Below are 23,064 nucleotides of genomic sequence, written 5' to 3'. Positions count from 1 at the left end.
TCTATAACGATGGTACGGCGTTGAAGCTTTTTTGTCAAAGCAAAGACGGGCCCTGATGGCCCGCCAAAAGTAAGGTATAGCTTAAAAGGCATTGTTTAGGTTGTCTGCTTCCCATGCGGCAGAAGAATCGAGTCCTCCACCTTGATGCAGCGGTCCATAATGACCTGAAGTCCGCCTTCGGAAGCAATTCTCGCCGTTTCGTCATTCGCGATGCCAAGCTGCAGCCAAAGGGTCTTGGCTCCGATGGCAACCGCTTCTTCCGCAATTGGAGGCGTATGCTCCGGGCGGCGGAAGACGTTCACGATATCCACCGGCTCCGGAATATCCTTGAGGGAAGCGTAGCTCTTCTCGCCCAGAATGTTCTCGGCAGCGGGATTTACCGGAATGATGCGGTAGCCCTTCTTTTGCAGCGCCTCCGATACCATGTAAGATACGCGGTCCGGCTTGTCGGACAATCCGACAACGGCAATGGTGTTGCTCGCTTGCAGAATGCCCTTGATTTCTTCTCGGGTCGGATTTTCAAATGCCATAATCAGCGCCTCGCTTTCATCCTTTTTCCTTTATTCTACCCATTCTACGTTAGCGCCTAACGCTTTCAAATGATCGAAATAAATCGGATAGGACTTGGCAACATGGTGAGCGTCGCGAATCCGGATCGGATTTTTGGCGCGCAGACCAACGACGGTAAGCGCCATAATCACGCGATGGTCATAATGGGCATTGATTTCCACGCCGCCTTCTACGCCTTCCGGACGTCCGTGCACGATAATCTCGGCTTGGCGTTCTTCTACGTTTGCGCCGGCTTTGCGCAGCTCGTTCAGATAGTCCGTAATACGGTCGCATTCTTTGTAACGAAGATTCTCAACGTCGTAGAAGCGGGAAGTTCCTTCGGCAAAGACTGCCGCGGCAACCATCGCGAGCACCGCATCGGTTGCTTTATCGCCGTCGAACTCGACAGCCTTCAGCTTGCCGTTGCCTTTAACATGAACGATGCCGTTCTCGTGCGTAAGAGGTACTTCCATCATGCGAAGCACGTCAACAACCGCGCGTTCGCCTTGCTTGCTGTTCTCGGCCAGACGGTGAACGATGACGTCCGAATTCGTTACCGCAGCCGCGGCAAGAATCGCCGCCGAACCCGGGTAATCGCCTTGAACGACGTATTTCTTTGCTTCGTATTTCTGGTTGCCAGGTACGCGATAGTGCATGAGATCTTCGCTTGCATGGATCACGATGCCTGCCTGCTCAAGCACTTCAAGCGTCTGACCCACAACAACCTTCGATTTCAGATCATGCAGCACTTCGATCTCGCTGTCTTCCGGGAGAAGCGGTGTAAGGAACAAAAGCGCGCTCAAAAATTGCGAGCTGACATTGCCGGACACCTGGATTTTGCCGCCTTTTGGCGCTCCGCCTTGGATGCGGATCGGCAGCTTGCCTTCGTTATGTTCAATCTTTACGCCCATTTGGCCCAGCGCCTCGATCAGATCGTTATGCGGGCGTTTGCCCAAGGAATCCGGATAGCGGTTAATGAAAGTAACATCCGGGCACAGCGAGGCAATAGCCATCAGGAAACGCAGAACCGCGCCGGCATTGCCTACATCCAGTTGATCCACGGCCTTCGGATTTTTGCCAAAGCCCGTAATGACGATTTTCTCGTCGTCCTCTTCCACGATCGCGCCCAAATCGCGGATGCAACGGCGCATCGCGTCGCTGTCTTCGCTGTGGGCCGGATAGTAGATCGTGCTTGTCCCATCCGCAAGCGCAGCGACAAGCAGGTAGCGAGTCGTATAGTTTTTTGAGGAAAGCGCTTGAATTTCCCCTTGGAGTGTTGGAGTAGGTGTAACAATTACGTCCATTATGCAGCAATTCTCCTTTTTATTAGAGTCGTTCGTTATTTCTCCTGCCATGCCTTCAATATCATTTCGGCCGCTTCCTGCGGCGTTAATGACGTTGTATCCAAACGGAGATGCGCAAAATCGTAAGCGTTCTTACGCTGCTCCATAATCCGGTGAACGTTAGCTGCAATGTCGCCCTGCAGCAGCGGACGGGCCGTATCGGACTTCACCCGGTCGATAATATGCTCCGCGTCTGCCGTAAGCGCGACTACGAAGCCGTGCTTCAGCATGGCTTCCCGGTTCCGCTCCATCAGCACGCAGCCGCCGCCGGTCGCTATAACGGCGCTTTCCTCCGCTTCCAATAGCGATGCGAGCACGTTGCTTTCGATATCGCGGAAGCCTGCTTCGCCGAGGGTCTCGAACAGCTTCGAGATCGTCCCTTCGCGCTCCACGATCACTTCATCCGAATCATAACGGGACCAGCCAAGCTGCTCTGCAAGCAAACGGCTGACGGTGGATTTGCCCGTTCCCATAAAGCCTACCAATACAATTTTGCTTGTGCGTTGCTTCAATGCAAGAACTCCCCTATCTTCTTTTCCCCTACATGCATGCTTTTCCACAACATCATATCATTTTTTATCTGGAATAGGGTATAAAAAAGTTGCATATGCCGTATGGATGATAATGATGCATATTTCATAAATAGGAGTGAAAAGGCATGACCAATGAATCGCATTTGCCCGACAGCCGCCTGACCAGCGAAAGAATCGACCGAATACTGAGTCCCGATCACCCGCTTTGCCGCGAGGACGTCGTCTGGATGCTTGAATATATTAAAAAAAAGGTGGCTGACGGGGACCCTGCACTCAGGGACCTTTCGCAGCCACGCTTATTGAAAAACTTTCATTATTTCGCCGAAGCTTCCATGCTGCTGATCCGCCGCAAGCATTACTCCGAGCAGGAGGCTACCCGCCTGCGGAATTGCCTCATCGAAGCTTCATACGGGCTAAAATAATCAAACCGGATTAGGAATTCATCCAGTTGAAATGGAACGTGCCTTCTTTGTCCAGACGTTTGAAGGTATGCGCACCGAAGTAGTCGCGTTGCGCTTGCAAGAGGTTAGCAGGCAGACGCTCTGAACGGTAGCTGTCGAAGTACGACAAAGCGCTTGCGAATGCAGGCACCGGTACGCCGTTAGCTACGGCTGTGCCAACCACTTCGCGCCATGCGCCTTGGTACGAATCAACGACACCTTGGAAGTAAGGGTCAAGAAGCAGGTTGCTCAGGTTAGGATCGCGGTCATAAGCGTCCATGATGTTTTGCAGGAAGCGCGCGCGGATGATGCAGCCTGCGCGGAAGATCTTAGCGATGTCGCCATAGCGAAGGTTCCAGTCGTATTCTTCGGATGCTGCGCGCATTTGCGCGAAGCCTTGTGCGTACGAGCAGATTTTCGAAGCGAAGAGCGCTTTGCGGACGGATTCGATGAATGCTACTTTGTCGCCTTCGAAAGGTTTTTTCTCAGGACCGTTCAGTACTTTGCTAGCTGCGATGCGCTCGTCTTTCATAGCGGACAGGAAGCGGGTAAATACGGATTCCGTGATGATCGACAGCGGCACGCCAAGGTCGAGGGAGCTTTGGCTTGTCCATTTGCCGGTACCTTTTTGGCCGGCGGAGTCAAGGATAACGTCAACCATAGGCTTGCCAGTCTCTGGGTCGTATTTGGAGAAGATGTCGGCCGTAATCTCGATCAGGTAGGAGTCGAGCTCGCCTTTGTTCCACTCCGTGAAGATGCTGTGAAGCTCTTCAGCGTTAAGGTCCAGCGTGTTTTTCAGCAGGTCGTAAGCTTCGCAGATGAGCTGCATGTCGCCGTACTCAATGCCGTTGTGAACCATTTTTACATAGTGGCCCGCACCGTCCGGACCGATATATGTGCAGCAAGCGTCGTCGCCGACTTTTGCCGAGATAGCTGTAAGGATAGGCTCAACCAGCTTGTATGCCGATTCTTGGCCGCCCGGCATGATCGAAGGACCTTTCAGGGCGCCTTCTTCGCCGCCGGATACGCCGGTACCGATGAAGCGGATGCCTTGCTCTTCAAGAGCTTTGCTGCGGCGAACCGTGTCTGGGAAATAAGCGTTGCCGCCGTCGATGATAATGTCGCCTTTGTCCAGATGCGGAACAAGAGCGTCGATGGTTGCGTCAGTACCTGCGCCGGCTTGTACCATGATCAGAATTTTGCGAGGAGATTCGAGCGATTGCACGAACTCTTCAATTGTGTATGCAGGAACAAGGTTTTTGCCTGCGGATTCTTTGATCAATTCATCTGTTTTCTCACGGGAACGGTTGTACACCGATACCGTGAAACCTCTGCTCTCAATGTTCAGGGCAAGGTTTTTACCCATAACTGCGAGGCCGATAACGCCGATTTGCTGTTTAGCCATTTGGTTCTTCCATCCTTTTCTTTATAATATGGTGGTCTTCAATAGTCTTATATTACTCCTTTTGCAAGGAGATGAAAACCATTTGCGCGGAATTTGTCGGCATTCGTCCATTAGTTTTCCTGACCGCTTTAGAAAGTTTACCTTATATTGCGAAGAAATGCTAACCAGAATATGAGAAATCCGGCGCGCACAAAAAAACGAATCAATCAAATGATTCTCCAGGAACCATCCGTTGATTCGTTTTCCGAAAAAAATCTATCAATGATATCTCAAAGCTCCAGCTGCAGCATCTCCGAACGAAGCAGCGCCAGCTTTTCCTTCGACTCGGCGATAACCTCCTCGTTGTTCTCCTGGAGAGCGTCGAACAGCACCGTCAGCTCGTAATCCAGTTCATAACGGAGCACCGCCGCGCGTTCCTCGGCACGCTTGGATTGGAAAGCTTTAATCATTTCCTCTATAGTTACGAATGGCTTCTTTTGATAAATAATCCGATGTTCCATTCCGGACACCTCCACAAGTCGTATTATTTCACCAAACATGATGTTCTCAATGACGATCTGACGATCTTTGATCCGCTTGACTATCGCATGTCCACGTGTGTCATTAATAAGCTTTTCAAGCAACTCCGACAGCTTCTCGTCTTTAATGGTGTAATCCCCAACGATCTTGTAACGGTTCTTCATCCGCTGAAACCTTAACTTCACGAGCTTACGACCTGTTCGAATTGAAATGAGGAACTGCCCCTCCGTCTCGCTCCAATACAAGGAGTACCCTTCCTGAATGAGATCACGGATGAGGTTCTGGATTTGCCGGCGGTCAAAACGCAGCTCCAAATTGCAATATTCGACTTCGTAGCTCTTATTCACGGCAATCCCTCCTTTCAAGCATTTGACGAAATAGTCTGACAATTTGTTCTTACTTCTATCTTATACTCCATCTTATGATCTGGCAACTTGGATTATTGACTAATTTTAAAGGATTGGACGTCCAAATCGAAAAAAGGGCAGTCAAGCCGTCCAATCGGTATGCCTAACCGCCTATTCTCGTTTATTATGAACCGAAATAGCCCCTGACAAGCGCCAACGCTTCCTCGGTTGATACCAGCTGGGCTTCTCCTCTGTTCCTGTACCTCAGTTCGACCACTCCGTCAGCCGCTTGTCTTCCGACAACGATCCGGATCGGAACGCCGATCAGATCGGAGTCCTTGAACTTCACGCCAGGGCGCTCGTCTCTGTCGTCCAGCAGCACTTCGAAACCGGCAGATTTAAGGTCGCCGTACAGTTTGCCGGCTATATCCATCTGCAGCCCGTCCTTGGCGGACACAGGCACGACATGGACCTGGTAAGGCGCCAGCTCAAGCGGCCAGCGAATTCCCTGCTCATCGTGATGCTGTTCTACTACCGCGGACATAACGCGGGATATCCCGATTCCGTAGCATCCCATAATGACGGGCTTCTCCGATCCCGCAGCGTCAAGATAATTAGCCTGCATGGCCTCGCTGTACTTGGTCCCAAGCTTGAATACCTGCCCAACCTCAATCCCCCGGGACATCCGGAGCTTCCCTTCCGCGCAATTCGGGCAACCATCCCCGATTGCGGCATTTCGCACGTCCCCCAGCATCGTAATCTCAAAATGTACGCCTGGACGGACATTTTTCCAGTGGTAATCTGTTACATTTGCGCCGGCAATGACTGAACCGATAGCCGCGGCGGAGTAATCGAGGATAACAGGAACGCTTAATCCGATTGGTCCGGCAAAGCCAATGGCTGCGCCAGTCAGACTCTCCGTCGTTTCTTGGTCGGCAAGCTCCAGCTTATCCGCCTGCAGCAAGCCCGCAAGCTTGATCTCGTTGACTTCATGATCGCCTCGGACGATTACCGCAACAGGCTTGCCGTCCGCAAGGAACAGCAGCGTCTTCAGCATCTTATCCGCGGAGGCCCCCAGCGCTTGAACAAGCTCATCGATTTTTCTGACATTCGGAGTATGGATTTTCGCCGGCTCAGGGTATGCGGCAGAGTCACCTGTACTACGGATATCCCCTTCAGGGATCCTGTATCCGGCTTTCTCGAGATTAGCCGCGTACTGACAGCGGTCGCAGGCTGCGATCGTATCTTCGCCGATATCCGCAAGCGCCATAAATTCGTGGGTGCCGCCTTCTCCGCCGATGGTCCCCGCATCCGCTTCCACCGGACGGAAATGAAGCCCGCATCGGGAGAATATCCGGTGATAGGCGTCATACATCCTTTGGTAGCTTGCATGAAGGCCATCCCAGTCTGCATCGAAGGAGTAGGCATCCTTCATCATAAATTCCCTGCCGCGAAGCAAGCCGTAACGCGGTCTCTTCTCATCCCGGAATTTGGTCTGGATCTGATATAACGTAACCGGCAGCTGCCGGTACGAGTTTATTTCCCCGCGAACCAGATCCGTTATGACTTCCTCATGGGTTGGACCAAGCGCGAACTCGCGGTCGTGCCTGTCCTTCAGCCGCATCAGCTCGGGACCGTATTTCTCGTAACGGCCGGACTGCCGCCATAGATCGGCGGGCTGCATCGCGGGCATAAATACTTCCTGGCAGCCGGCATGGTCCATCTCCTCCCGAATAATCGCCTCGAGCTTGCGCAGCACCCTGCGGCCCGTTGGCAAATACGTATAAATTCCGGCAGCAAGCTGCCTGATCAAGCCCGCGCGCAGCATTAGCCGGTGGCTGACCGATTCCGCTTCGGAAGGCGCTTCGCGCAAGGTTGGCAATAACAGTTGGCTTTGACGCATCGATCCTCACTCCTACTGGTTGATGGAAAAACAAAAAGAGCACATTCGCAAGGGACGAATGTGCTCGTGGTACCACCCTTTGTTAACCGGGGCAGCAGCGCTGCCGGCTCTCTAATAGATAACGGGATTGTCATCCCGGCAAAGACTTAAATGAATCGGCAGCCTTTGCAGCTCACAAGGCAGGATGAGTCTTAAGCGTTCATGGAAGCCTCGCAGCGGTGGACTTCCTCTCTGAAATGAACAATCGCTTAAGCTCGACCTTGATCAAAGCTGTTGGAATATTTAGATAAATTTACAACAAGTGTTCTTCCGCGTAAAGATGTCCAAGATGCGCATATAGGAACAAACGTGCTATAATCAAGCTTAATTATCGGTTTTTATCGCGAGGAGAGATCAAATAGATGACTATAACACCAACAACCGGCACCTTTACGGGCTTTGAACAAAAGGATTTTGACACGTTTCTGATCGATGGCTTGGAGCAGCGCATGGCTGCCATTGAGGAACGGATTCGCCCGAAGTTCCGTTATCTGGGCGAAAGGCTTGCCGGCGATATTGCCGTGCAGGCAGGCGACGAAATGTTCCTGCATATCGCGAGGCATGCCCGCCGGACCGTAAATCCGCCTAAGGATACCTGGCTAGCCATCTGCAACAACAAACGCGGCTACAAAGCGCATCCGCATTTCCAGCTTGGCTTGTTCGACGACCATCTGTTCCTGTGGTTTGCCCTTATTTACGAAGCGCCGGATAAGTCCAAGATCGCTTCCGTTTATCTGAACCATCTGGATGAGGTGATTGGAGCGGTTCCTTCGGATTACGTGATTTCGCTTGACCATATGAAGAAGGAGTCCAAGGCCGTAAGCGAGATGGGCAAGCAGGATTGGATCAACGCCCTTACCCGGCTTCGCGACGTGCAAAAAGCCGAGCTTCTGATCGGCCGCCATCTTCCCGCCGGAGACCCGCTTCTGCGCGATGGGGATGCGCTGTACAAGCTGGCTCAGGACACCTATGAAACGTTGATGCCTTTGTATCGTTTGGCCGCTTCGGTTTAAGAGGATCAGGTTACTATTTGCACACTGCGCATGAAATGTTCTTCCGATCGCCATTGCTCGTGGATTCCTTCGATTAGATTGTACAAGGTTGGAATCCCCGAGCAAAAGCGACCACTACGTTTCTCCAGAATCATTTCATGCTTCGTTTGCTCGTAACCTGAACAACAAAAGCAAAAACCGAAACAAAGGCTGGGGGAAGAAGAAAAAGCTGTGCGGAATGAACTCCGCACAGCTTTTTTGATTTTATAGATTATACTGCTGTAACCGCTTTGGCGGCCTGCGCTTTGGCACGGCGCTGCTTGCGGGAAGCGCGGAAGAACAACAATTCGTACATGCAAGGAACAACGATCAGCGTCAGAAGCGTTGCCGCCGCCAGACCGCCGATCACGACGATCGCCAAGCTCTGCGATACGATACTGCCCGATTCGCTTGCCCCGAATACGAGAGGAAGCATAGCGCAGATCGTTGCAACGGCCGTCATGATGATCGGACGCATCCGGGTTGTCGCCGCTTCAACCAGCGCGTCGCGGATCGACATCGTTTCTTCGTTTTGCTTCACTCTGTCGATGAGAACGATTGCGTTCGTCACCACGATGCCTATCAGCATCAACGCGCCGAACATTGCCGTAAAGTCAGGCGTAACGCCAGAGATCAAGAGTCCTACGACTGCGCCAATCGCCGCAAGCGGCAGCGAGAACATAATGGCGAGCGGAGCGCGCAGCGTTTTGAACGTCAGCACCATAATCAAGTACACGATGCCAATCGATATAAGAGCGGTCATGCCAATGTCTGCGAAATCGCTTGCCTGGTCTGCCGATGCGCCGCCAACCTTCAGTTCGACGCCATCCGGAAGCTTGAGCTTATCCGCGGCCTTCTGAATATCCTTGCCAACGACCGAAAGCTTCTCGGGATCGGCTTCAGCGGTAATCCGTACATAGACCTTGCCTTCTTTGTGGTAATACAAGCTTGGTTCTTCCGTACGGACCAGCTTCGCCACGCTTGATACCGGAACCGCGCCGGATTCCGTTGCAATGGTTAGATCCTTAAGCGCCGCTTCGGTATCCGGGTTAACAACCGGCTGCACAACGACAGAGGTGTCGCGTCCGTCTACCTTGATGCTGCCTACCGGTACCGGATTCAGAATGCTTTGCAGCTGCATCGAAACTTCCTGGCCTTTTGCTTTTTCCGGGTTCACTTGGAAGGTATACACCGGCTTTTTCTCTTCCTGGTTGCTTTGAACTTTGAGCACGCCTTTAACCGGCTTGATTGCGGCAATCAATTGATCCGCGGTTTGCGTCAGTTTTTCCGGATCATCGCCCGTCACGTCAATGAAGACCTGGGAACCTCCTCCGCCCATCATCAGATCGGTCGCGTTGACGGACAGCTCGGCATCGCTGAAGTTCGTTTTTTGCTTCTTCACTTCATCCATGAATACTTCGGCGTCTACGCCTTTCTTCAGATCCACCATATACGTAACCAGCGTTGGCGAGGACACCGAACCGTATTGCGCATTCTCGGAGCTGTTGCCTAGCTGCATAATTACCCATTCCACGCTTTTACTGTCCTTCAGGAAACTCTCCAGCTGCGTACCGCCCTGCTCAACCTTATCCGACGGCGTATCGCTCGGATACTGCAGGGAAATGTTCAGGTTCTCCGCACTGGAGGAATCAAGCGCGCCTTTCGGCATCATCGCGTAAGACCCGATGGAGCCTACGAATAGCAGCAAGGCGATAAGAAGCGTCACCCATTTGTGCTTTAGATTCCAGCCTATAAACGATGCGAATTTATCCGAGCCCTTATGCGGCTTTTCCTTTGTGCCGCGGAGCAGAATCGCGCTAAGCAGCGGCACGACCGTTAAGGCAACCAGCAGCGAGGACAAAAGCGAATAAGCTACGGTCAGCGCAAACGGCAGCAGGAAGGCCTGCAGGGAGCCGCGGAGCAGACCCATCGGCAGGAATACCGCTACGGTAACCAGTGTCGAAGAGGTAATCGCCGTTGCGACTTCCTTGGTTGCATCGGTAATGACGGTAACCGAGAACGGCTCCTTTTGCAGCCTGCGGTAGATGTTCTCGATTACTACGATGCTGTCGTCCACGAGACGCCCAACCGCTACGGCCACACCGCCAAGCGTTATGATATTAAGAGTGACGCCGGACAAATCGAGCAAGTACAGCGTGATGCCAAGCGACAACGGAATCGATACGATCGTAACGACCGTTGCGCGGAGGTTGCGCATGAAGAGCAGAATGATAATGGTTGCAAACAAAGCACCCATCAGCACCTCGCGAAGCATGCTGTTTACCGAGTGGGTTACCGATTCGGCCGTGCTGAGCAGAACAACCGCTTCCACGCCTTTTACATCCTTGTTCAGACGCTCGACCGTCTTCTCCACGTTTTTGCCCGTTGATACGGCATTGGCATTCGCCGACTTCGATACCGTGAACAAAATCGCGTCCTTGCCGTTCATCCGGCTGATGCTCTCCTGCTCTTTCGCCTGCTCCACCTTTGCGACATCGGACAGCTTCACGCCAGGCGCAACCGGAAGATTGCGAAGCGTATCGAGGCTTGTTACTTCGTCATATACATTAATGTTGCCGGCAGCGCCGTCTACATTGCGCTCGCCGATCGAAGCGGAAACGCCGCGTCCTTGGAGCACGCCAAGAAGGGATTGAACCGGAAGTCCCTTTTGCGCAAGCTTACCGGTATCGGGAGTAATGTGGATCGATGGCGTAGACTTGCCGTTTACGCTGATCTGACCCGCTCCTTCGGACTTTTGCAATTCCGTGTTGACCAGCTTGAGCTTCGCGTCCTTCTCCTGCTCGCTAAGACCTTCGTCAAAGGTAACAACGATCCAGGAGATCGGAATCATCGACGTATTAAACTGGACGACAAAAGGCTTCATGACGCCTTGCGGAAGCTGAACTTGATCAACCGAACGTTCGATTTCGGCTTTTGCTTCCTTCATATTCGTATTGGAATCGAAATTAACGTTAACCTGGGCGTAACCGTTCCCCGAGGTCGAGAACATATCGGTTTTGCCTTTCGTGAACATGACCGCTTCTTCGAGCGGATTGGTCACTTGCTGCTCCATCGATTTGGCGTCCATGCCAGGCCCGATTACGGTCACCATGACTTGCGGGTTATCCGCTTCCGGCAGGAACTCCATCGGCAGCTTCAAATAACTGATGACCCCAACCGTCAATGCCATAACGACGATCAGGATAACGGCCGCCTTGTTGCGGAACGACCATTCGGTTAACTTGTTCATTACAACTACTCCTTCTCCCTATTCGGAATTCTCTTTTTTGTGTTTTTGACATTTCTAAGCATACCTGCATTGAAAATAATGTAAAAACGTCTCCAGACGGTATTTTACTCTCGCCCCGGGTCGGAGAGCGTCTACGACTTAGGTCCAGTATGATATAACCTCTATCGAAGCTTCCCCAAAATGATCGACCGCGTTTAGAGGTGGTTTATCGTCAATTGGAATTGTATTTTCGACTGACTCTAACTTGTTAATTCAAGTGCGGAGTCAAAAATGAGCAAGTACTCACTTTACAGTTGATCCGACCGTACTTATACTGAAAGTGAGTATTCACTCACTCCACTCAAAGAGGTGTTTCTATTGACGAAATCAGCGGAAAAGCCTGCTATTGCCCTCTCCGGAATCATGAGGAGGTTTGGGGATCGGAAGGTATTGGACGACATTACCCTTAACGTCAATCGCGGAGAACTGTTTGGACTCCTTGGTCCTTCAGGCTCCGGGAAAACAACGCTTATCAAGCTCGTGACAGGCATCGACAGGGCAGACGGCGGTCAGGTTGAATTGTTCGGCGAACCGATGCCTCAGCTCAAGATGCTGCAGACCTTCGGTTATATGGCACAGTCCGATGCCCTCTATCAGGAGCTGACCGGCAAGGAAAACATGGCCTTTTACGGCTCCCTCTACGGGCTGTCCGGCAAAGCGCTTGCTTCCCGTATCCAGTCCGCTGCCGCGTTGGTAAATTTGACCGACCATCTGGATAAACCGGCAAACGCTTATTCCGGCGGCATGAAGCGCCGTTTATCGCTTGCTATTGCTCTGTTGCACGAGCCTCAGCTGCTTGTGCTTGACGAGCCGACGGTTGGCATCGATCCCGTTCTCCGGCAAGCTATCTGGAATGAGCTGCGTGCCTTGACGCAGCAAGGCGTAACGATTATCGTCACTACTCACGTCATGGACGAAGCCGAGAAATGCGACCGGCTGGCCCTGATCCGGGACGGGAAATTAATCGCGCTCGATACGCCCGAAGCCATTATCAGGCATGCCGGTGTCCACACGATTGAAGAAGCGTTTATCGCCCTTGGCAGCCGGAAGGAGGAGCAAGCATGAGAATACGAGCGCTGGTTGTGCGCATTATCCGGCAATTCGTCCGGGACAAAAGGACGTTGGCCTTGCTGTTCCTCGCCCCTCTGCTCATTCTTAGCTTAACGAAGCTTGTATTCGACGGAAGAACCGTATCGCCGGAGATAGGATTAACCGGTCCCTCAGCCGCATTCGCTGAAAAGCTGGAGGAACAGAATGCCAGCATTACCGTCTACGATACCGTCGAAGCAGCAGATAAAGCCCTTCATAGCGGAGAGCTGGACGCTTATGTGCAGATCAAAGACGGCAAACCGGATATTACGCTGGAAGGCAGCGATCCGTCGGTAAGCCGCAGTACGCAGTTAATCATGCAAAAAGCGCTTCAGGGCAATGTTCAGGAGCTTGCTCCAGCGGTTCACTATCTGTACGGGGGACCAAATATGGCCTCCTTTGATTCATTTGGCCCCGTGCTGATCGGCTTCTTTTCTTTCTTTTTTGTCTTCCTGCTCGCGGGAGTATCCTTCCTTCGCGAACGAACAAGCGGCACGCTGGAAAGATTGCTGGCGACCCCAATCCGCAGATCGGAGATTGTATTGGGCTACTTGGCTGGTTTTGGCATCTTCACGCTGCTCCAGGCTTCGCTGATCGCCTGGTTCTCCGTTCAGGTGCTTGGCATGTCGATGGCCGGCCATATCGTCCATATGCTGCTGATTAATCTGCTGCTGTCCTTAACCGCATTAACGCTTGGCACCCTGCTGTCCTCGTTTGCGAGCAGCGAATTTCAGATTATCCAGTTCATTCCGATTATTATCGTGCCTCAGGCATTCTTCTCCGGATTGTTTAATCTCGATGCCATGAATCCGGCATTGCAAAAGCTCAGCTTCATCATGCCGCTCTACTACGGAGCGGATGCCATGCGGGGGATTATGATCCGCGGGGACGGCCTTGCCGATATCCAGCTGGACATTTACGTGCTGGCCGGCTTGTCGGTCCTGTTCGCGCTTTTGAACGTAATGGCGTTGAAGAAGCACCGCCGCATGTAGGATTCCTTCTTTTTCTGCTATAATGACGGGAATGGGCAAAAAGGGAGTGTCTGGCATGAGCGAGCCGATTGAAGAATGGCTGGATGAGCTGAATAAGCTTGGCGACGAGAAATCGATGACCGATAAGCAGCTGAAAATCGTCAGGGCTGCTTCCGAGATATTCGCGGAGAAAGGCTTTGCCGCTTCGTCCACGAGCGAAATCGCGCAACGTGCAGGGGTTGCGGAAGGCACGATTTTCCGGCATTACAAAACAAAAAAAGAATTGCTCGTCTCCATCGTGGCACCGGTGATGGCAAAGCTTGTCGCGCCGTTTGTCATGAGGGAATTTTATAAAGTGCTGGACGGCAAATACGACAGCTACGACCAGATGCTGCGCGCGATTCTCGAGAACCGGCTGGCGTTTCTTGAGAAGCATTTAAACGTGCTGAAAATTTTTATCCAAGAGATTCCGTTTCATCCCGAGCTGCAGGAGCAATTCGAGAAGCTGATTCTCGCGAAGGTATTCGAGAAGGTCACGCCGAATATCCGCAGGTTCCAGGAAGAAGGAAGTCTTGTGGACTGGTCCCCTTACACGATAATCAGACTTACCGTCTCCTCCCTTATCGGTTATGCCGCGGTCCGGACGTTATACGGCAAACGGGAAGGCAGCAGCTGGAATGACGAGCAGGAACGCGAAGCGACGATCGCTTTTATCATGAAAGGGTTAACTCCGTAAAGGAATAGAATGAAAAAGCCGAAGGCATGGCAGGAAACTCCCCTCTTCCAAGAGAGCGGCTTCCCGCGATGACTTCGGCTTTTTTAATGATGCTTGAACTGATGATTATGCGGCAAATTCCACGTGCAAAGGCTTGTCGCCACTCCCCCTGCCGCAACCGTGATGAGGGATAGCACAAACGTATCCTCGGGCAGAAGAAGAGCCCCCGTCCCGATGATCAAAAAATCGGTTAAAAAAATAATCACCCCAACGTTTAGCGGAATATAACGGGACAAAAAATGGGCCAGCAGGTCCGTCCCTCCGGTGGATGTACCGTTCCTAAGCATGATTCCAAGGCCTGTCCCGATGCAAAAGCCGCCAAGCACCGCGCGCGTAAAAGGTGTCCATTCAATGTAATAGAGAAAATGGAAGCGGTAAGGGCTGAGCAAATCGATGACGTAGCTGGATAACAGCAGGCCGTTCAGGCTCTGGTAGATCATACTCCGGTTTTGAAACCAGACCAGGGCAAAAATCGGGATACTGCATATCAGCATGGTCAGCCCTACTTGCATGTGAAGCAGATAATTGACGATGAGAGCGATCCCAATAAGTCCACCATCCAAAATCATCAATGGTACAAGAAAAAAATTAATCCCGACCGATATCAGCAGGCTCCCCAATATGATGGCCGCCCACCTGCGCCAAGACAGTATCCCCATTCTTCCTTTCACCTCTTTTTGCTCTACCTCATTTATATGCAGGCTTGGTACATGCCATTCTCTGGAAAAAACAAAAAAGCCTGCTTCTCATGTATTCATGAGAAGCAGGCTAAGCCCCATTCCTTATTCCTGCGCTGCAGTTGTACCTGCCGAGCTGTCCATTCTGCGGAATTGCACGAGCAGGATCAGTGCCAAGAGACACAGAATGCCGCCGGAAACGTACGGCAGGCGCAAATCGACCGTAAACAAGAATGAACCAACAAGCGGTCCGAGAATACGTCCAAGACTGTCCATCGAAGAGCTGAGGCCGGATGCAACGCCTTGTCCCACCTGCGTCTTCTGGGTAATTAACGAGGTTACGCACGGACGGATCAACGAGTTGCCGATGCCGAATACGGCAAGCGACAAGGTAGCCCACCATAAGGAATGGGCCGCCAGCAGCAGGAAGAAGCCTATTGCCGAGATGATCAACCCAAGCGCGATGTATTGAGGCTCCTGTCCGCGCTTGATTCTGCGCCGCACCACTCCGCCTTGCACAAGCGCGCCGACAAAGCCGCATACGAAGAACAGCATGCCTACCTGAACCGGCGTTACGTCAAAGCGCTGAATGCCGAAGAACTGCAGCGTTGCCTCCATGCCCGCGAGCGTAAACGTAACGAAGAACGCAAGAACGTAAAGAAACTTAAGCGGCCCGGTAAAGGCGGACCAGCGCGATTCCCGCTTCTCGCCCGCGGCTCTTCGTTTCTCGGGCGGCAGCGATTCCTTCAGCTTGGTTATCGCAAAAAACAAAGTAATTAACGCCATGATCGAGGCGGCGTAAAAAGGCGCTTCGAGCGAAACCTGACTGAGCAGACCGCCTACGCCGGGACCAATCGTAAAGCCGAAGCCAATCGACATGCCGACAAGCCCCATTCCTTTCGTACGCTGCTCAGGCGGCGTAATATCCGCTACGTAAGCAACAATAACCGACGTGACCGCTCCGGAGAACAAGCCCCCGAGAATACGGGAAAGATACATCATGGTCAAATTGTCGGAGGATAAGCCAAACAAGAAAAAGCTGATTGCGAAACCGGTCACGCCAATGATAATAATCGGCCTCCGGCCAATCCGGTCGGATAAGCCTCCCCAATATGGAGAGAGTATGAACGACACGGCCGAGTAGAGCGCGAGCATTAAACCCGTATGATGCTCGGCGTTACCCGGGCTTACGGCTTTAATCATTTCAGGCATAACAGGAATAATAATCCCGAACCCAATGAAGGTGGTCATTAGAATAGCCATTACTATTAGAAGTCGTTTATCTCGCATTTTGTCTTCACCCCATCCCTTATCGTAACATATCAAGCTGGCCATAGTTATGAACAAATGGAGAACAATACTAGTCCAGCTTCGGAATGCCCGTCTTCATCAGTAAAATTGTTGCTTGCATTCCGACTTGTTTTTGCTATACTCAACTTTGTTTGTACAATAGACATTTGACGACAGTCGAAAGGCAGGGACGAAAGCGATGGATCATAACAAAACCCCGCTCTTCAGCGCACTCCGCCGCCATGCGGAGAACGATCCGGTACAATTTCATATTCCGGGGCATAAGAAAGGTCTCGGCAGCGATACTGAGTTTCGCGAATTTATCGGCGACAACGCCTTGTCGATCGATCTTATAAATATAGCTCCGCTTGATGACTTGCATCAGCCAACCGGCGTTATTGAAGAAGCGCAAAAGCTTGCCGCCGATGCGTTTGGCGCAGATTACACGTACTTCTCCGTACAAGGCACGAGCGGCGCGATTATTACGATGATTCTGACCGTCTGCAGCCCGGGCGACAAAATTATCGTGCCGCGCAACATCCATAAGTCGGTCATGGCCGCTATTATTTTCGCCGGCGCGCGTCCCGTATTCATCTCGCCCGCGCGCGATTCGAATCTGGGGATCGACCACGGCATAACGACCCGTTCGGTGAAGCGCGCGCTTGACCGCCATCCGGATGCCAAAGCCGTTCTGGTCATTAATCCGACCTACTTCGGCATTTGCGCGAACCTGAAGGAAATCGTGGATCTCGTTCACAGCTACGACATTCCGGTTCTTGTAGACGAAGCGCATGGCGTACTGATTCATTTCCACGAGAAGCTTCCGATGTCCGCCATGCAGGCCGGTGCCGACATGGCAGCCACAAGCGTGCATAAGCTTGGCGGCTCCATGACGCAAAGCTCGGTGTTGAACGTACGCAAAGGCCGGATCAACCCGTTCCGCATCCAGACGATTCTGAGTATGCTGACGACAACTTCGACATCCTATATTTTGCTCGCATCGCTGGACACTTCGCGGCGCAATCTGGCGATGAACGGCCACGAAATCGCGGAGCGCGCGATTGAACTTGCCCAATATGCCCGTGAACAGATCAATCAGATCCCCGGCCTTTATTGCTTTGGCGAAGAGATTCTGGGCGACGAAGCAACCTACGATTACGATCCGACCAAAGTTACGGTCCATGTCCGCCATCTTGGCGTAACCGGCTACGAGGTTGAGAACTGGCTCCGCGATCACTACAACGTAGAGATCGAGATGAGCGACATGTATAACATTCTTTGCCTTGTGACGCCTGGAGATACCTCGGAGTCGGTCGATAAATTGCTGCATGCGCTCCGCGGTTTGTCCGAGACCTACCATGAAGGCGCGGAAGCCCGCGAGCTTGTCGTAAAAATCCCGGAAATCCCGCAGCTTTCCCTGACGCCGCGCGACGCTTTCTACGGCGAGACCGAGATCGTGCCGTTCAAGGAATCCGCGGGACGGATTATCGCCGAATTTATTTACGTCTACCCGCCGGGCATTCCGATTCTACTGCCGGGCGAAGTCATCTCGCAGAAGAACATCGACTATATCGTGGACCATGTTGAGGTTGGCCTGCCCGTTAAAGGGCCGGAGGACCGCAGCATTCAATTCGTTAAGGTCATTGTGGAAGAAAACGCGATCTTCTAAACGAAAAGCCAACAGCAGAGCTTTAAAGCGATGCCGTTGGCTTTTTTCGCATGATTCCACTTATTGTAAATCCACAGAGCGCCATGCTATGATGAGATGGGGGTGGGACGAATGAGTCAAAGCGCATTTATTAAGCTTGTTCAAGGATCTGCCGTTAGTGAACTTCCGCTTGACGAACTGAAGGAAAAGCTATTGCGTTACCGGGATCAGACCGCTTTAACCGGCTCGCAGCTCGAATGGGATTATGCGGGAGCGGCTTTTCCGTATACAATCGAAACGAAGCAGGATGACCGATGGTTTTACTTGCAAGGCACCAATCCCGGATACAAATATATTGTGTTTGGCAATGGAGCGGAAGGCCCTTCCACGATTCAAGTCGTCCTTCCCGACGGGTCCACTCATGGCGACAAGGCAAAGGCTAACGAGCTATGCAAGTATTTAGCGAAGCAGCTGCTTGCCGAGCTTACGATGTTTAACGGCCGTACGATTTATTATAATCCTCGCAAATAAAAAACACCCGTCGATCCGGGCTGAAAGCCGTTTGGATCAGACGGGTGTTTTCGGTCATTAACCTTCTTTGTTCTCGTTCTCGGTACGCGCGATTTCCTCGTAGATCGCCGTTACGCGATCCCATTCCGCATCGTCTTCGATACCAACGAGGAATGCTTCGTCGTTCTCTTCTTCAATACGGAAGATCACGCCGTCAGCCTCCGGATCGTTGCGATCCAGCAATACAGCATAAACGTTATTCTCCGATTCAAATGTATAGACCATGACCATTTCACGCTCTTGGCCTTCGTCGTCTGTCACGATGAACACATGCTCATCATGTTCATGATCATGTCCGCAGCCGCAGTCTTCGCCGTGCTGATGTTGATGCTCGCTCATGGAATTACCCCATTTCAGTTATTTATACATACTTACGTATCGTACCATGCGGAGGAACGCCGGTCAAACAAAAGACGCCCTGCCGCAGCACAGAGCGTCCTCCTATCGATCCTTGTTTACTGGGAGGTGATCAGCTTCTCCGATACAACCGTCCAGTCATCCGAGGCCGATGTTTTTAAATAGAACCGAACCGCGTATTTGCCGGCGTACTCGAAGTTATACTTGATATCCTCCGTCCGGTACCAGAAGTTATCCTTCGTGATGCTTACATTCTGGGATTGAATGACCTTCTCTGTGCCATAGGGGTCCGTAATCGACACTTTTACAGCAGAGATGTCTGTCTTAAGGTTGTCGATTTGGGAGAAGACATTAAACGTATATTTGTTGCCTTTGTCCACATTGCCAAAGATCACCTTATCCTGGAACAAGATCATATGGACGTTAGGCTTGTTAATTGTCGCTTTCTTGCTCTGATTATCCCAGTCAACTAACGCATTCAGGCTGTTTACCATCTGTCGAAGAGGCAAGTAGGTTTTGCCGTCCACAATAATGCCGCCGTCATCCAGCTCACTGCCGTTTACGATAACGCGTACTTTCTGGGATGCTGAATCGGCAAAAATGAGTGTACCTCCGAATACCGACAAAATAGCGAGCAGAATAGCTACTTTTTTGAATCCGACTTTCATTGCTGTTCCCCCCCTCCATCCGGTTTGTCTGGATGTTTGGTTATACTCGGGTTTTGGCCCAAAGTTGCGCCCGGCAATAAAAGTTTTTAAGCACAGCCGTTCTAGGCTGAACTTGTCAAAAGCTGTTGAATCATGCGCTTGCCCAGGAAATACTAACGTATTTGCCCGCGGTTAGCTGTAAGTGCGGGTCAAGACGCAAGGCACGCCCTTCCCTACCGCTCCGGGCTCCTGCATTCGCTTCCAATAGCGCATCCCACGCTCGCACGGCGTTTTGCACACCGCGCAAGTGTCAGACAATACGAGCTTGTAATGGTATTGCTTCCTCTCACTGGACGACTTTTTCTTCTTCGCAACTTTGCCTTTGCCCTTTGCCGCTGCTGCACTCATCTTCGTTCAATCCCCCCGCCGTTTTTGCTTCTGCATTATATGTAGGCTGAGGGCATTATGCATCTGTTGTTTGTCAACATCTTGCTTTATTTGGTAAAGTGGAGACAACCATGTAAGGGGAGGCGATCTAAGCTTGCGCATTCAAATGCTTGGCACCGGCGGTGCTTTCGCGAAAAAATATTCGAACAATAATGGATTGATTGGGGTTGATGGCTTCAAACTGCTTGTCGACTGCGGGATCACGCTGCCCCGGTCGCTTCACGATGCCGGCTACTCGTTTGACGATCTCGATGCGGTGCTGATCAGCCATATGCATGGCGACCATGTCGGAGGGCTGGAGGAATACGCGTTTCAAATGATGTTCCGTTACGGCAAAAAGCCCGTCCTGTATATCGCCGACACGCTGGTTGAGCCATTATGGGAGCAGACGCTTCGCGGGGGACTGACACAAGAGCCGCTTAACGCGCTTTCCGATTTCTTTGACGTTCGTCCTATAAAGGAAGGCGAGTCCCGCGAAATCCACCCCGGGATTCGCGTGAAGCTGATCCGGACGGAGCATATTGCGGGCAAGCTGAGCTACTCTTTCCTCTTTAACGAGACCTTTTTCTATTCCGCGGATATGAAGTTTGACGGCGGACTGCTGAAGGAATTAATCGCAAACGGGGTAACAACGATCTTTCATGACTGCCAACTGATCTCCCCGGGAGTCGTTCATGCGAGTCTGGACGAGCTGCTGACGCTGCCTGAGGACATCCAGGAGAAGGTGTGGCTGATGCACTATAACGACAATATGGAGGAGTTCGTCGGCCATACGGGGAAAATGCGCTTCGTCGAGCAGCTTGCCGTATACGAGATTAAAACCTAACAAGCAGATATCCACCGCGCTACTGGCGCTGCAGACATCCGCTCTAGGTATAGCTTATGCAGGTGGGCGGAGTCCGGTCAAAAATTTAATGCTTAAGCCAACAGGCGTATGCATGTATTCGTCCAGTTTGATCCATACTATCATCGGGAGGATGATAATATGGATCAAACACAAGAAGAAGTAGTAGCCGTACGCAAGAACGGAGACGGCGATATCGTGGAGCTGCAATTAACCTCTGGCCGGGTCGTCGATTATAAAACCGCTCAATCGATGGTTAAAAATAATGAAATTGCGGGATTAAACGTTTTTAAAGGCCGTGACCACGAAGAGCATCTTCGTTCAAACGCGGATGGCCGCAAGGACAATAATCTCGACAATCTGCCAACCTTCTAAAACCAGAAAATCGGCTGCCGCAATCGCGGACAGCCGATTTTTTCTTATTCTTTTTTCTTCGTTTCGGGAGGCAGTTTTCTACGCCATACATGCGTTTGATCATAAGATAAGGAATCTTTAACGACAAACTTTGCCACACAAGCGATTACCGTACCCACGATGCCAAACAAGCCCAGAAGCCATACGGCCATATAGGCATACTCCTGTGCCAAACGATACCGCCTCCTATTAGTGATGCAAATGCTTTCTATACAGGTATGTACGACCGGAATCAAATATGCTAATTTTGTCACAAGTTCGCATCATAATTGCCGATCCGGATCATACTAACTGGCGGACAATCGTAACTACCATACAGAGGGAGAGTGATTACAGCCATGACTACAGATTTGAACAGCAGCTATGATTGCGCGAATGCTTCTTCCGATTTGCCGAATCTTATCGCTCAGCTTGACTCGTTAAGAAACGGATCCGCATCCACAGCCGAGCAGCAGGAAGAAATGAACCGGCTCGAGAATCAGATCCGGTTCATTCAGAACAAATGCGATATTCCGCATAGCAACCATTAATAACGAGATACGAAGGGTCCATGTCCACTCGCATGGACCTTCCCTTTTTCATACCCCCGAAAAAAAATTTCAAATTCCCTCAAACCGCTATTTCATTTCCTTCGTTACCTCCTATAAGAAACCATTATTCTTTAAGGAGGATGATTCATGACTACCAAAAAATTAACGATGTTTATGTTTGCCGCCGTACTTTTAACGGGTCTGCTGTCTTCTGTCATTGGAGCATCGGCTGCGGAGCCGCAGCCCGCTTCCGTAACAACCGACGCGGAATCCGCTGCGAAGCTGGGACTCTTGCTGGGCGACGGCAGCGGCGTAAACGAAGCTTACCTCGCCAAACGAACGACGCGCATGCAAGCGGCCATCATTTCCTTGCGCCTGAACGGCCATTTAAAGGAAGCCATGGCGAGCATGGGCACATCTTCTTTTAGAGACGCAGACAAAGCAGGCCAATTCAACGCTCCCATCCTTGCTTACTTGAAACAGCATCCTGAACTGGGCTGGGCCGGCAATCCGGACGGCACCTTCCATCCGAACGATCCCGTCAGCTCCCAACAGCTGTACAAGGTGCTTCTCGAAAATATCGGCTTCCGTTCCGGATCCGAATTCGCTTACGCGGATACGTTAACCTTTGCCGCATCCAAAGGCATGGCATCCATTGCGGCAGCAAGCCCGTTAACCAACGCTCATCTTGCGACAGCGCTTATCGAGGCCTTAAGCGTGCAAACACCGCAGGGGCAATCCTTCTTTGCGAGCCTCCAGGAGACAGGCGTGCTCCCGCAAACCGCGGCGCTACCACACGGGAAAAGGATTGAGCTGCGAAGCTCCCAAAAGCTGGGTACTTATCTGGCCGACAATAACGGCATGACCTTGTACTATTTCACCAAAGATGCCGAGAATATCAATGCATGCGGAGGACAATGCCTCGTCAATTGGCCTGTGTTCACTTCCGATGAGCTGCAAATTCCCGCCTTCCTGAATAAAGCCGATTTCTCGAGCATTATCCGTGCCGACGGCACGAAGCAATGGACTTACAAAGGCTACCCGCTCTACTACTTTATCAAGGATACGCAAGCGGGTGATGTGCTTGGCCAAAGCGTAAATCAGGTATGGTTTGTTATTAATCCGTCTACCTTCAAAGGCATAACCCCGGAAGCCAAAACCTACCGGATTGACATAAAACAATTCTCTTTCGGCACCGAGCCTCTTACCGTTGAAGCCGGCTCCAAAATCACCTTCACCAACTATGACGAGATGGAGCATAACGCGGTAGCCGTTGACGGCAGCTTTAAGGTTCCCGTGCTCAAAACAGGCGAGTCCTACACGATTACCCTTGATAAACCGGGCACCTACAATTATTTTTGCGAGCTGCACAAATCGTTTATGACCGGTCAGATTATTGTGAAATGA

Annotated in this window: 24 protein-coding genes; 11 read left to right on the top strand and 13 right to left on the bottom strand. The window is 51.6% G+C overall.

The features are described from left to right. Positions 1–95: 95 nt before the first annotated feature. The 3 genes from FHT67_RS09625 to FHT67_RS09615 are packed head-to-tail and all read right to left on the bottom strand — an operon-like array spanning position 96 to position 2,404. Positions 96–530: a CoA-binding protein gene (locus FHT67_RS09625; protein ID WP_132306153.1), complete on the bottom strand. Its 435-nt coding sequence runs from the start codon at positions 528–530 to the stop codon at positions 96–98. A gap of 30 nt (positions 531–560) precedes the next feature. Then, positions 561–1,853 carry a 3-phosphoshikimate 1-carboxyvinyltransferase gene (gene aroA / locus FHT67_RS09620; RefSeq protein ID WP_167197659.1) on the bottom strand — a complete coding sequence of 431 codons (1,293 nt, stop codon included), beginning with the start codon at positions 1,851–1,853 and terminating at the stop codon, positions 561–563. 35 nt (positions 1,854–1,888) lie between these two features. Continuing rightward, entirely contained in the window at positions 1,889–2,404 is a 516-nt protein-coding gene (locus FHT67_RS09615; protein WP_132306157.1) for a shikimate kinase, read from the bottom strand. A 146-nt stretch (positions 2,405–2,550) separates the two neighbouring features. Here FHT67_RS09615 and FHT67_RS09610 point away from each other — a divergent pair, with 146 nt between their 5' ends. Then, positions 2,551–2,847, top strand: a complete 297-nt coding sequence (locus tag FHT67_RS09610; protein ID WP_132306159.1) for a hypothetical protein — start codon at positions 2,551–2,553, stop codon at positions 2,845–2,847. 10 nt (positions 2,848–2,857) lie between these two features. On the opposite strand, the gene gndA is transcribed toward FHT67_RS09610, so the two are convergent. The 3 genes from gndA to FHT67_RS09595 form a co-directional block, all read right to left on the bottom strand. Beyond that, positions 2,858–4,270 carry an NADP-dependent phosphogluconate dehydrogenase gene (gene gndA / locus FHT67_RS09605; protein ID WP_132306161.1) on the bottom strand — a complete coding sequence of 471 codons (1,413 nt, stop codon included), beginning with the start codon at positions 4,268–4,270 and terminating at the stop codon, positions 2,858–2,860. Positions 4,271–4,539: 269 nt separating this feature from the next. Next, complete coding sequence (locus FHT67_RS09600; RefSeq protein ID WP_132306163.1) at positions 4,540–5,136, bottom strand: hypothetical protein; 597 nt, start codon at positions 5,134–5,136, stop codon at positions 4,540–4,542. 184 nt (positions 5,137–5,320) lie between these two features. Further along, the gene (locus tag FHT67_RS09595) at positions 5,321–7,039 is read right to left on the bottom strand and encodes a proline--tRNA ligase (RefSeq protein WP_167197656.1); all 1,719 of its coding nucleotides are present in this window, start codon (positions 7,037–7,039) and stop codon (positions 5,321–5,323) included. 401 nt (positions 7,040–7,440) lie between these two features. On the opposite strand from FHT67_RS09595, the gene FHT67_RS09590 reads away from it, so the two are divergent. Then, positions 7,441–8,091 (top strand): DUF1054 domain-containing protein, encoded by a 651-nt coding sequence (locus FHT67_RS09590; protein WP_167197653.1) that lies wholly within the window; start codon positions 7,441–7,443, stop codon positions 8,089–8,091. A 250-nt stretch (positions 8,092–8,341) separates the two neighbouring features. Here FHT67_RS09590 and FHT67_RS09585 read toward each other — a convergent pair whose 3' ends face one another. Continuing rightward, positions 8,342–11,359, bottom strand: coding sequence for an efflux RND transporter permease subunit (locus tag FHT67_RS09585; protein ID WP_167197650.1), 3,018 nt, complete (start codon positions 11,357–11,359; stop codon positions 8,342–8,344). Positions 11,360–11,761: 402 nt separating this feature from the next. Between FHT67_RS09585 and FHT67_RS09580 the strand changes: the two genes are divergently transcribed. From FHT67_RS09580 to FHT67_RS09570, 3 genes are read left to right on the top strand one after another with little or no spacing between them, the layout of a single operon-like run. After that, a complete protein-coding gene (locus FHT67_RS09580) occupies positions 11,762–12,463 on the top strand; it encodes an ABC transporter ATP-binding protein (RefSeq protein WP_167198400.1) in 702 nt (233 codons plus the stop codon). Then, positions 12,460–13,479, top strand: a complete 1,020-nt coding sequence (locus FHT67_RS09575) for an ABC transporter permease (protein ID WP_167197647.1) — start codon at positions 12,460–12,462, stop codon at positions 13,477–13,479. Before FHT67_RS09580 ends, FHT67_RS09575 begins: the two co-directional genes overlap by 4 nt. A 55-nt stretch (positions 13,480–13,534) precedes the next feature. Continuing rightward, positions 13,535–14,194: a TetR/AcrR family transcriptional regulator gene (locus FHT67_RS09570; RefSeq protein ID WP_132306173.1), complete on the top strand. Its 660-nt coding sequence runs from the start codon at positions 13,535–13,537 to the stop codon at positions 14,192–14,194. Between the two features lie 83 nt (positions 14,195–14,277). Here FHT67_RS09570 and FHT67_RS09565 read toward each other — a convergent pair whose 3' ends face one another. Then, positions 14,278–14,892 carry a YitT family protein gene (locus tag FHT67_RS09565; protein ID WP_208403205.1) on the bottom strand — a complete coding sequence of 205 codons (615 nt, stop codon included), beginning with the start codon at positions 14,890–14,892 and terminating at the stop codon, positions 14,278–14,280. Positions 14,893–15,015: 123 nt separating this feature from the next. Beyond that, the gene (locus FHT67_RS09560) at positions 15,016–16,200 is read right to left on the bottom strand and encodes an MFS transporter (RefSeq protein WP_165930629.1); all 1,185 of its coding nucleotides are present in this window, start codon (positions 16,198–16,200) and stop codon (positions 15,016–15,018) included. A 199-nt stretch (positions 16,201–16,399) separates the two neighbouring features. Between FHT67_RS09560 and FHT67_RS09555 the strand changes: the two genes are divergently transcribed. Beyond that, the gene (locus tag FHT67_RS09555) at positions 16,400–17,869 is read left to right on the top strand and encodes an aminotransferase class I/II-fold pyridoxal phosphate-dependent enzyme (RefSeq protein ID WP_132306179.1); all 1,470 of its coding nucleotides are present in this window, start codon (positions 16,400–16,402) and stop codon (positions 17,867–17,869) included. Between the two features lie 111 nt (positions 17,870–17,980). Next, positions 17,981–18,379: a DUF1885 family protein gene (locus FHT67_RS09550; protein ID WP_167197645.1), complete on the top strand. Its 399-nt coding sequence runs from the start codon at positions 17,981–17,983 to the stop codon at positions 18,377–18,379. 57 nt (positions 18,380–18,436) lie between these two features. On the opposite strand, the gene FHT67_RS09545 is transcribed toward FHT67_RS09550, so the two are convergent. The 3 genes from FHT67_RS09545 to FHT67_RS09535 all read right to left on the bottom strand — a co-directional run bounded on the left by FHT67_RS09545 (position 18,437) and on the right by FHT67_RS09535 (position 19,830). Beyond that, positions 18,437–18,757 carry a DUF1292 domain-containing protein gene (locus FHT67_RS09545; RefSeq protein WP_127493555.1) on the bottom strand — a complete coding sequence of 107 codons (321 nt, stop codon included), beginning with the start codon at positions 18,755–18,757 and terminating at the stop codon, positions 18,437–18,439. Positions 18,758–18,873: 116 nt separating this feature from the next. Next, complete coding sequence (locus FHT67_RS09540; RefSeq protein ID WP_132306183.1) at positions 18,874–19,443, bottom strand: stalk domain-containing protein; 570 nt, start codon at positions 19,441–19,443, stop codon at positions 18,874–18,876. A 171-nt stretch (positions 19,444–19,614) separates the two neighbouring features. Continuing rightward, positions 19,615–19,830, bottom strand: coding sequence for a hypothetical protein (locus tag FHT67_RS09535; RefSeq protein ID WP_132306185.1), 216 nt, complete (start codon positions 19,828–19,830; stop codon positions 19,615–19,617). A gap of 145 nt (positions 19,831–19,975) precedes the next feature. Here FHT67_RS09535 and FHT67_RS09530 point away from each other — a divergent pair, with 145 nt between their 5' ends. Together FHT67_RS09530 and FHT67_RS09525 are read left to right on the top strand one after the other, a co-directional pair. Continuing rightward, on the top strand, positions 19,976–20,695 hold the full coding sequence (locus FHT67_RS09530) for an MBL fold metallo-hydrolase (protein ID WP_167198394.1): 720 nt from the start codon (positions 19,976–19,978) through the stop codon (positions 20,693–20,695). Between the two features lie 159 nt (positions 20,696–20,854). After that, positions 20,855–21,088: a DUF3892 domain-containing protein gene (locus tag FHT67_RS09525; protein WP_132306187.1), complete on the top strand. Its 234-nt coding sequence runs from the start codon at positions 20,855–20,857 to the stop codon at positions 21,086–21,088. A gap of 44 nt (positions 21,089–21,132) precedes the next feature. On the opposite strand, the gene FHT67_RS09520 is transcribed toward FHT67_RS09525, so the two are convergent. Beyond that, positions 21,133–21,300, bottom strand: coding sequence for a hypothetical protein (locus tag FHT67_RS09520; protein ID WP_165930630.1), 168 nt, complete (start codon positions 21,298–21,300; stop codon positions 21,133–21,135). Between the two features lie 165 nt (positions 21,301–21,465). Here FHT67_RS09520 and FHT67_RS09515 point away from each other — a divergent pair, with 165 nt between their 5' ends. Both FHT67_RS09515 and FHT67_RS09510 read left to right on the top strand, forming a co-directional pair. Beyond that, positions 21,466–21,657 carry a DUF2524 domain-containing protein gene (locus FHT67_RS09515; protein ID WP_132306189.1) on the top strand — a complete coding sequence of 64 codons (192 nt, stop codon included), beginning with the start codon at positions 21,466–21,468 and terminating at the stop codon, positions 21,655–21,657. Positions 21,658–21,804: 147 nt separating this feature from the next. Next, the gene (locus FHT67_RS09510) at positions 21,805–23,064 is read left to right on the top strand and encodes a plastocyanin/azurin family copper-binding protein (RefSeq protein WP_167197642.1); all 1,260 of its coding nucleotides are present in this window, start codon (positions 21,805–21,807) and stop codon (positions 23,062–23,064) included.

The organism is Paenibacillus sp. BK720, assembly GCF_011761545.1.
Classification (GTDB): domain Bacteria; phylum Bacillota; class Bacilli; order Paenibacillales; family Paenibacillaceae; genus Pristimantibacillus.
Note: the sequence above shows the minus strand (reverse complement) of the source record. Positions and strands in the feature narration are given on the sequence as shown.

What these genes read in the sequence shown, in the direction of transcription:
- FHT67_RS09610 (WP_132306159.1), top strand. Translation starts at nt 2,551, where the DNA reads ATGACCAATGAATCGCATTTGCCCGACAGCCGCCTGACCAGCGAAAGA.
- FHT67_RS09515 (WP_132306189.1), top strand. Translation starts at nt 21,466, where the DNA reads ATGACTACAGATTTGAACAGCAGCTATGATTGCGCGAATGCTTCTTCC.
- aroA (WP_167197659.1), bottom strand. Translation starts at nt 1,853, where the DNA reads ATGGACGTAATTGTTACACCTACTCCAACACTCCAAGGGGAAATTCAA.
- FHT67_RS09565 (WP_208403205.1), bottom strand. Translation starts at nt 14,892, where the DNA reads ATGGGGATACTGTCTTGGCGCAGGTGGGCGGCCATCATATTGGGGAGC.
- FHT67_RS09625 (WP_132306153.1), bottom strand. Translation starts at nt 530, where the DNA reads ATGGCATTTGAAAATCCGACCCGAGAAGAAATCAAGGGCATTCTGCAA.
- FHT67_RS09540 (WP_132306183.1), bottom strand. Translation starts at nt 19,443, where the DNA reads ATGAAAGTCGGATTCAAAAAAGTAGCTATTCTGCTCGCTATTTTGTCG.
- FHT67_RS09525 (WP_132306187.1), top strand. Translation starts at nt 20,855, where the DNA reads ATGGATCAAACACAAGAAGAAGTAGTAGCCGTACGCAAGAACGGAGAC.
- FHT67_RS09560 (WP_165930629.1), bottom strand. Translation starts at nt 16,200, where the DNA reads ATGCGAGATAAACGACTTCTAATAGTAATGGCTATTCTAATGACCACC.
- FHT67_RS09510 (WP_167197642.1), top strand. Translation starts at nt 21,805, where the DNA reads ATGACTACCAAAAAATTAACGATGTTTATGTTTGCCGCCGTACTTTTA.
- FHT67_RS09590 (WP_167197653.1), top strand. Translation starts at nt 7,441, where the DNA reads ATGACTATAACACCAACAACCGGCACCTTTACGGGCTTTGAACAAAAG.
- FHT67_RS09570 (WP_132306173.1), top strand. Translation starts at nt 13,535, where the DNA reads ATGAGCGAGCCGATTGAAGAATGGCTGGATGAGCTGAATAAGCTTGGC.
- FHT67_RS09575 (WP_167197647.1), top strand. Translation starts at nt 12,460, where the DNA reads ATGAGAATACGAGCGCTGGTTGTGCGCATTATCCGGCAATTCGTCCGG.
- FHT67_RS09580 (WP_167198400.1), top strand. Translation starts at nt 11,762, where the DNA reads ATGAGGAGGTTTGGGGATCGGAAGGTATTGGACGACATTACCCTTAAC.
- FHT67_RS09545 (WP_127493555.1), bottom strand. Translation starts at nt 18,757, where the DNA reads ATGAGCGAGCATCAACATCAGCACGGCGAAGACTGCGGCTGCGGACAT.
- FHT67_RS09555 (WP_132306179.1), top strand. Translation starts at nt 16,400, where the DNA reads ATGGATCATAACAAAACCCCGCTCTTCAGCGCACTCCGCCGCCATGCG.
- FHT67_RS09535 (WP_132306185.1), bottom strand. Translation starts at nt 19,830, where the DNA reads ATGAGTGCAGCAGCGGCAAAGGGCAAAGGCAAAGTTGCGAAGAAGAAA.
- gndA (WP_132306161.1), bottom strand. Translation starts at nt 4,270, where the DNA reads ATGGCTAAACAGCAAATCGGCGTTATCGGCCTCGCAGTTATGGGTAAA.
- FHT67_RS09530 (WP_167198394.1), top strand. Translation starts at nt 19,976, where the DNA reads ATGCTTGGCACCGGCGGTGCTTTCGCGAAAAAATATTCGAACAATAAT.
- FHT67_RS09595 (WP_167197656.1), bottom strand. Translation starts at nt 7,039, where the DNA reads ATGCGTCAAAGCCAACTGTTATTGCCAACCTTGCGCGAAGCGCCTTCC.
- FHT67_RS09585 (WP_167197650.1), bottom strand. Translation starts at nt 11,359, where the DNA reads ATGAACAAGTTAACCGAATGGTCGTTCCGCAACAAGGCGGCCGTTATC.
- FHT67_RS09550 (WP_167197645.1), top strand. Translation starts at nt 17,981, where the DNA reads ATGAGTCAAAGCGCATTTATTAAGCTTGTTCAAGGATCTGCCGTTAGT.